We start from the raw sequence: 628 nt of genomic DNA, 5'->3' as shown, positions 1-628 counted from the left end.
GTGTGACCGAACTGGTGACGCCGGCGGGCAATCTCACCGACAGCGGGACCATCGCCTTTACCGACGTCGATCTCCTCGACGTCCACACCGTGCTCCCTGCCATCGTCGGCTCGAACGGCGCTTTGGGGACACTCACCGCAAGCGTCACCACGGACACCACGGGCACCGGCACGGGCGGCGTCATCAGCTGGAGCTACAGCGTCGCGGCAGCGGCCGTGGAGTATCTGGCTCTCAACGAGACCAAGGTCGAGACCTTCACGATCACCTTGAGCGACGGCCGCGGCGGCACGGTCGAGCGCACCATCTCCGTCACCATCACCGGCACCAACGACGTGCCGGTCGTCGCGGCTGGAGACGTGACCGGCGCGGTCACGGAACAGGTGACGCCGGCGGGCAACCTCACCGACAGCGGCACGATCGCCTTCACCGATGTCGATCTTCTCGACATCCACACGATCCTCCCGGGTATCGTGGCCTCGAATGGCGCTTTGGGCACGCTCACGGCCAACGTCACCACGGACACCACCGCCACCGGCACGGGCGGCGTGATCGGCTGGAACTACACCGTCGCGGCTTCGGCGGTGGAGTATCTGGCTCTCAACGAGACGAAGATCGAGACCTTCACGAT

Annotated in this window: 1 protein-coding gene; it reads left to right on the top strand. The window is 65.9% G+C overall.

The features are described from left to right. Window positions 1-628 (top strand): VCBS domain-containing protein (locus LL06_RS25920; protein WP_035533934.1); only part of this gene is annotated, 628 nt, incomplete at both ends.

The sequence above is a fragment of the Hoeflea sp. BAL378 genome (genome assembly GCF_000759435.1).
Classification (GTDB): domain Bacteria; phylum Pseudomonadota; class Alphaproteobacteria; order Rhizobiales; family Rhizobiaceae; genus Hoeflea.
Note: the sequence above shows the minus strand (reverse complement) of the source record. Positions and strands in the feature narration are given on the sequence as shown.